Here is a 7,303-nt window from a genome sequence, read left to right as displayed (position 1 = left end):
TGTCGACGCGAAACCCGGCGTGCGCGCCGCGAACCGCCTGCAGCGCATGATGATGGAAGAGACGCGGCTCGGCATCCCGGCGCTGTTCCATGAAGAGTGTCTGGTGGGGCTGCTGTGTAAAGACGCCACCCTGTTCCCGTCGTCATTGAACTACGGTTCGACCTGGGATCCGGAGCTGGTGCAGCGGGCGGCAGAGCAGATCGGCAAAGAGGCGCGCTCCGTCGGCTGCCAGCAGGGGCTTGCGCCGGTGCTGGACGTGTCCCGAGACGTGCGCTGGGGGCGAACCGAAGAGACCTTCGGGGAAGATCCCTGGCTGGTGGGCGTGATGGCGACCGCCTACGTGAAGGGTTTACAGGGCGATAAGCGCGACCTGCTGGCAACTCTGAAACATTACGTGGGGCACTCGTTCAGCGAGGGAGCGCGCAACCATGCGCCGGTCCACCTGGGGTTCAGCGAGCTGAACGACACCTTCCTGCTGCCGTTTGAAATGGCTGTCAAGCTGGCAAACGCCGGTTCGGTTATGCCCGCGTACCACGATATTGATAACCAGCCGGGGCACAGCGACAGCTTCCTGCTGACCACCGTCCTGCGCGAGCAGTGGGGGTTCGACGGGATTATTGTGGCGGACTACGGCGGCGTCAGCCTGCTGCACCAGCACCACGGGATTTCCCACGACGCGGCGGAATCTGCCGCGCTGGCGTTCAACGCCGGGGTGGACGTTGAGCTGCCGAAAGATGACTGCGCGCGGCATCTGGCGGAAGCGGTAGAGCGCGGGCTGATCTCTATGGCGAAGGTCGATGAGATCGTGGCGCGTACGCTGACGGAAAAATTCCGCCTTGGCCTGTTTGAAAAGCCGTACGCGGATGAAAACGGTATCGACCTGCAAAACGATATGACCCGCCGGGCCGCGCGGGAGGTGGCGACGAAATCGCTCACGCTGCTGGAAAATAACGGCATTTTACCGCTCGGCGGCAAACCTCGGGTCGCGGTAGTGGGGCCGACGGCAGACGATCCGCTGGCGTTACTGAGCGGCTACAGCTTCCCGGTGCATTTGATCATCAGCGATATGGTGGAAGAGACCTCGCAGGTCACGACCCCGCGCGCGGCGCTGGAGCAGTATCTCGGTGCATCGAACGTCCGCTATGCCAAAGGGTGCCAGATCATCGAAAAACGGATGGCGGGCGCGCCGGTCTTCCCGGGCGACAGCGGCGGCAAACCGATGCAGCAGTCACCGGTATCGCAAAGTACCACTCTAATCCCCGAGGCCGTGAACGCCGCGCAGGAGAGTGACGTGGTGGTGGCCTGCGTGGGCGATCTCGCCGGGCTGTTCCAGAGCGGTACCGTGGGGGAAGGTTCCGATACCGACTCCCTGAACCTGCCGGGCGTGCAGCAACAGCTGCTGGAAGCGCTGGTCGCCACCGGTAAACCGGTGATTGTGGTGATGACCGGGGGGCGTCCATACAACCTGCAGGGGCTGGAAGACAAGGTCGCGGCGCTGATGATGGCCTGGGCGCCGGGGCAGGAAGGGGGCTGGGCGATTGCGGACGTGTTAACCGGACGCGCGGAGCCGCAGGGTCGCCTGGTGGTGAGCGTGCCGAAAAGCGCCGGGGCGATGCCGTATTACTACAATCACAAGCTCAAAAGCGGCGGTACGCCGTTTGCGTTCCATTTCGGTTCGCGTTACCCGTTTGGCTTCGGCCTCGGCTGGACGCAGTTTAGCTGGGGTGCAGCCCGCGTCGCCGAAAGCAGCGTGCCGGTCGACGGAGAGGTGATACTCAGTGTCGATATCACCAATACCGGGGAGCGCAGCGGCAGCGAGGTGGTGCAGGTTTACGTCAGGGATAAGGTCGCCACCCAGGTGCGGCCGCTTCAGGAGCTGAAGGCCTTCCAGCGCGTCACGCTATCGCCGGGAGAAACCGCCACGCTCGTCTTTACGCTGCCGATTGAGATGTTCAACTTCACCCGTCGCGACGGAAAACGCATCGTTGAGCCGGGCGAGTTTGAGCTCCAGGTTGGCGCATCGTCGGCGGATATCCGCGAGGCGGTGACGGTCAATGCGACAGGAGAAACGCGGGTGCTGCCTGCTGAGTGGCGGATGCTCAGTACCTGTGAGGTCAGACGCGCGTAGTCAGGATAAAAAAAAGCCCATCGTGGGAGATGGGCAAAGACTACACACAGCAATTCGTTGTTTCACTCAGGGGATTTCCATGCTTATAAATCAAGGTGTTGATTTATAACCGTGTGCTAATAGTAGGCATTGTGTTATTTAGCGTCGATCGGATTCGTCTCAATAGTTAAAGAGACGTAAAGAATTCTTGAGGTTATTAGTAGACTTACTGCTGAAAAGGCGGGTCTGACCAGTGAGCAACGAATAAATACTTTAGCAGCGTTTAAGTATCATGCGGGAGAGTGTAGGCCGGGTGAGCGTTAACGCCACCCGGCAGCATACCTTAATGAGTGTTCTTCTCTTCCAGCTCTTCCAGTTCGCTCAAAATCACGTCCGGGTCAGTTCCCGGCGGCGGAATTTCATGCACCCAGGCAGAGAACAGACGCCAGGTGACGGCGAGCAGCACTGGGCCAATAAACAGGCCAATCATGCCAAAGGCAATCAATCCGCCAATGACCCCGGAGAGGATCAGGATCAGCGGCAGGTCTGCACCCATGCGGATGAGGATCGGACGAATCACGTTATCCATGGTGCCAACCACGCAGCTCCAGACCAGCAGCACCGTTCCCCACGTGGTATCGCCCGTCCAGTAGAGCCAGATAATGCTGGGGACCAGCACCAGCAGCGGTCCCAGCTGTGCAAGACAGGTCATCAGCATGACAACGGTGAACACGGTGGCGTAAGGTACGCCGGAAATTGCCAGACCGATCCCGCCCAGCACCGCCTGCACCAGCGCGGTGACCACCACGCCCAGCGCAACCGCGCGCACGGCCTGTGCGGCCAGCAGTACCGCGGCGTCACCGCGTTTGCCCGCCAGGCGGGTGGCAAAGTGACGAACGCCTAAAGCCACCTGCTCGCCGCGCCAGTAGAGCAGGGCGCTGAAGAGCAGCATCAGGGTACAGTGCATCATAAAGCGGCCGATATGCGCCGCCTGACCGACAAACCAGGTGGTGGTGGTGCCAATGTACGGGCGGACTTTTGCCATCAGCGCGCTGCCGCCCATCTCCAGCAGGCTATGCCAGCCGCTGTAGAGTTTGGCGCCCACCAGCGGAATGCTGTTCAGCCAGGCGAGATCTGGCAGCGTCAGGTCACCGCTGCTAATGGCGCGAATAACCGGGCCACTGGAATCCACCAGGCTATTCACCAGCAGGGCAATCGGAATAATAAACAGCAGGAACAGCAGGAGCGTCATGACCAGCACGGCGAGCCCGCGGCGGCCGAACAGCAGCTTCTGCAAGCGCAGCAGCAAAGGCCACGTGGCAACGACAACGGTCGCAGCCCACGCAAAGCCGAGAATAAAGGGTTGAACAATCCACAGACACGCAATAATCATGAGGGCCAGAAACAGCACCGACAGCAAAATTTGCGCAACATCCCTGGGCTGGCGAAGATTGACCATAAATGAAACTTTCCTTAAAAGAACGCCAGTACGACTGGCGGGAACGGAAAACCGCGTCTCTTTAATCATTAATGATCTCAGCGGTTTTTAACAGGCGAATTCTGCCTGTAATTCAGCAGAGATTATAAGAAAAAAATGTGATAAAACTTTTAAGATACACGCAAACGATTTCATACAACTCTAATTAGGGTCGACGGTCATGATCCCACAGATTTCTCAGGCACCTGGCGTCGTTCAGCTGGTGCTTAATTTTTTGCAGGCACTGGAGCAACAGGGTTTTACAGGTGATACCGCCACGAACTATGCCGACAGGCTGACGATGGCGACCGATAACAGTATCTACCAGCTTCTTCCCGATGCCGTGGTTTTCCCTCGTTCAACGGCCGACGTCGCGCTTATCGCCCGGCTGGCCACGCAGGAGCGGTTTGCCTCGCTGGTCTTTACGCCGCGCGGCGGCGGCACCGGGACCAACGGTCAGGCGCTGAACCAGGGCATCATTGTTGATATGTCGCGCTATATGAACCGCATCATTGAGATCAACCCGGAAGAGGGGTGGGTGCGGGTCGAAGCGGGCGTCATCAAAGATCAGCTTAATCAGTATCTCAAGCCGTACGGCTACTTTTTTGCCCCTGAGCTTTCCACCAGCAACCGCGCGACCCTTGGCGGGATGATTAACACGGATGCCTCCGGGCAGGGCTCGCTGGTCTACGGTAAAACCTCCGATCACGTGCTGGGCGTGCGTGCGGTGCTGCTGGGCGGCGATATTCTCGATACCCAGCCGATGCCGGTTGAACTGGCGGAAACGCTGGGCAAAGACAACACCGCCAGCGGTCGTATCTATCGCACCGTGCTGGAACGCTGTCGCGACAACCGCCAGCTTATTCTCGATAAATTCCCCAGGCTGAACCGCTTCCTGACCGGGTACGATCTGCGACACGTCTTTAACGATGACCTGACCCAGTTTGATTTAACCCGCGTGCTAACCGGCTCCGAAGGGACGCTGGCGTTTATTACCGAAGCGCGGCTGGATATCACCCGGTTGCCGAAAGTTCGCCGTCTGGTGAACGTCAAATATGACTCCTTCGACTCCGCGCTGCGCAATGCGCCGTTTATGGTGCAAGCGCAGGCGCTGTCGGTGGAGACCGTCGACTCTAAGGTACTCAATCTTGCCCGGGAAGATATTGTCTGGCACTCCGTGAGCGACCTCATTACCGACGTGCCGGACAAAGAGATGCTCGGTCTCAACATCGTGGAATTTGCCGGCGATGATGCGGAGCTGATTGAGCGTCAGGTTACCACGCTCTGCCAGCGTCTGGATGAGCTGATTGCGCAGGGTGAAGGCGGCGTGATCGGCTGGCAGCTCTGCAACGATCTGGCCGGGATTGAGCGTATCTATGCGATGCGTAAAAAAGCCGTGGGCCTGCTCGGCAATGCGAAAGGGGCGGCGAAGCCCATTCCCTTTGCCGAAGATACCTGCGTGCCGCCCGAGCATCTGGCGGATTATATCGTTGAGTTTCGCGCCCTGCTGGACAGCCACGGCCTGAGCTATGGCATGTTCGGCCACGTCGACGCCGGGGTACTGCACGTGCGTCCGGCGCTGGACATGTGCGACCCGCAGCAGGAGATCCTGATGAAGCAGATCTCCGACGACGTGGTGGTCTTAACCGCCAAATACGGCGGCCTGCTGTGGGGAGAGCACGGGAAAGGGTTCCGCGCGGAGTACAGCCCGGCATTCTTCGGCGAACAGCTCTACGCGGAGTTGCGTAAGGTGAAAGCGGCTTTCGACCCGCATAACCGCCTTAACCCGGGTAAAATCTGCCCGCCTGAGGGTGTTGATGCCCCGATGCTGCAGGTGGATGCCGTCAAGCGCGGCACGTACGACAGGCAGATCCCGATTGCGGTGCGCTCGTCCTGGCGCGGCGCGATGGAGTGCAACGGCAACGGCCTGTGCTTTAACTTTGATGTGAAAAGCCCGATGTGCCCGTCGATGAAAATCACCAGCAACCGCATCCATTCGCCGAAAGGGCGGGCGACGCTGGTGCGCGAGTGGCTGCGTCTGCTGGCCGACCGCGGGGTGGATCCGCTCAAGCTGGAGCAGGAGCTGCCGGAAAAACGGGCCAGCCTGCGCTCGCTGATTGAGCGCACCCGCAACAGCTGGCATGCCAACAAGGGCGAGTACGATTTCTCCCACGAGGTGAAAGAGGCGATGTCCGGCTGTCTGGCCTGTAAAGCCTGCTCCACCCAGTGCCCGATTAAAATCGACGTGCCGGAATTTCGCTCGCGCTTCCTGCAGCTTTACCACACCCGATACCTCCGCCCGGTGCGCGACCATCTGGTGGCGACGGTGGAAAGCTACGCGCCGCTGATGGCGCGGGCGCCAAAGACCTTCAACTTCTTTATCAACCAGCCGCTGGTGCGCAAGCTCTCCGAAAAACACATCGGCATGGTCGATCTCCCGCTGCTGTCGGTCCCGTCTCTGCAGCGCCAGCTTGTCGGCCACCGTTCGGCGAACATGACCCTCGAACAGCTGGAGGCGCTCGCTCCGGAGCAAAAAGCAAAGGTGGTGCTGGTGGTGCAGGATCCGTTCACCAGCTACTACGATGCGCAGGTGGTGGCCGATTTCGTCCGTCTGGCGGAGAAGGTGGGTTACCAGCCGGTGGTTCTGCCGTTCTCTCCCAACGGCAAGGCGCAGCACATTAAAGGTTTCCTGAAGCGATTTGCGAAGACCGCGCAGAAAACGTCTGACTTCTTAAACCGCGTGGCGCAGCTCGGGATACCGATGGTCGGCGTCGATCCGGCGCTGGTGCTTTGCTATCGCGATGAATATAAGCAGACGCTGGGCGATAAGCGCGGCGATTTTAACGTCATGCTGGTGCACGAGTGGCTTCCGGTGGCGCTGGCAGATAAGGCCGTTCAGGACGTCAGCGGTGAACCGTGGTATCTGTTCGGCCACTGCACGGAAGTGACCGCGCTGCCGGGTGCCCCCGCGCAGTGGGCGTCCGTTTTTGCCCGCTTCGGTGCGAAGCTGGAGAGCGTCAACGTAGGCTGCTGCGGGATGGCCGGAACCTACGGACACGAAGTGAAAAACCACGCCAACTCGCTCGGCATCTATGAGCTGTCCTGGCATCAGGCGATGCAGCGTTTGCCGCGAAACCGCTGTCTGGCGACGGGCTACTCCTGCCGCAGCCAGGTAAAACGGGTAGAAGGTAACGGTGTGCGTCACCCATTGCAGGCTTTACTGGAGATAATTGGATGATCTGGAAACGTGCCGTCACGCTGCAGGCGCTGAACGCCATGGGCGAGGGGAATATGGTGGGGCTGCTGGATATCCAGTTCATCCGCATTGGCGACGATGAAATTGAGGCCACCATGCCGGTCGATAGTCGCACCCACCAGCCGTTTGGTTTATTGCACGGCGGGGCCTCCGTCGTGCTGGCCGAAACGCTGGGCTCGGTGGCGGGGTATCTCTGTACCGAAGGAGAGCAGAAGGTTGTCGGTCTTGAGGTGAATGCTAACCACATTCGCTCGGTGCGCAGCGGGCGCGTGCGCGGTGTTTGCCGCGCGCTGCACGCCGGAAGCCGCCATCAGGTGTGGCAGATAGATATTCTCGATGAGCAGGATCGCCTGTGCTGCTCGTCGCGGCTGACCACGGCGGTTGTGTAAAGTTTTCAGATGTTTTGCCTTTGGTCAAAAACTAGCCAGTCTGTTGTGATATACTGGTCAGGTTTTGTACATAA

4 protein-coding genes and 1 other RNA gene are annotated in these 7,303 nt (G+C 59.7%); 3 read left to right on the top strand and 2 right to left on the bottom strand.

The window, feature by feature from the left end:
• On the top strand, window positions 1-2,128 hold a 2,128-nt coding region (locus DEO48_RS03650; protein WP_109844395.1), incomplete at its 5' end, for a glycoside hydrolase family 3 N-terminal domain-containing protein.
• Window positions 2,129-2,133: 5 nt separating this feature from the next.
• Here the strand turns inward: DEO48_RS03650 and rprA are convergent.
• An RNA gene (rprA, locus tag DEO48_RS03645) (antisense sRNA RprA) lies at window positions 2,134-2,241 on the bottom strand.
• Between the two features lie 209 nt (window positions 2,242-2,450).
• Window positions 2,451-3,566, bottom strand: coding sequence for an AI-2E family transporter YdiK (gene ydiK, locus DEO48_RS03640; RefSeq protein ID WP_033145295.1), 1,116 nt, complete (start codon window positions 3,564-3,566; stop codon window positions 2,451-2,453).
• A 199-nt stretch (window positions 3,567-3,765) separates the two neighbouring features.
• Here ydiK and DEO48_RS03635 point away from each other — a divergent pair, with 199 nt between their 5' ends.
• Both DEO48_RS03635 and menI read left to right on the top strand, forming a co-directional pair.
• Complete coding sequence (locus tag DEO48_RS03635; protein WP_109844394.1) at window positions 3,766-6,822, top strand: FAD-binding and (Fe-S)-binding domain-containing protein; 3,057 nt, start codon at window positions 3,766-3,768, stop codon at window positions 6,820-6,822.
• Window positions 6,819-7,229 (top strand): 1,4-dihydroxy-2-naphthoyl-CoA hydrolase, encoded by a 411-nt coding sequence (menI, locus tag DEO48_RS03630; protein WP_023311321.1) that lies wholly within the window; start codon window positions 6,819-6,821, stop codon window positions 7,227-7,229. The genes DEO48_RS03635 and menI overlap by 4 nt, the downstream gene beginning before the upstream one ends.
• Window positions 7,230-7,303: the final 74 nt, after the last annotated feature.

Source organism: Enterobacter sp. CGMCC 5087, from assembly GCF_003144775.1.
GTDB lineage: Bacteria > Pseudomonadota > Gammaproteobacteria > Enterobacterales > Enterobacteriaceae > Enterobacter > Enterobacter cloacae_M.
This window is presented reverse-complemented; position numbering and strand designations above follow the sequence as displayed.

What these genes read in the sequence shown, in the direction of transcription:
- ydiK (WP_033145295.1), bottom strand. Translation starts at nt 3,566, where the DNA reads ATGGTCAATCTTCGCCAGCCCAGGGATGTTGCGCAAATTTTGCTGTCG.
- DEO48_RS03635 (WP_109844394.1), top strand. Translation starts at nt 3,766, where the DNA reads ATGATCCCACAGATTTCTCAGGCACCTGGCGTCGTTCAGCTGGTGCTT.
- menI (WP_023311321.1), top strand. Translation starts at nt 6,819, where the DNA reads ATGATCTGGAAACGTGCCGTCACGCTGCAGGCGCTGAACGCCATGGGC.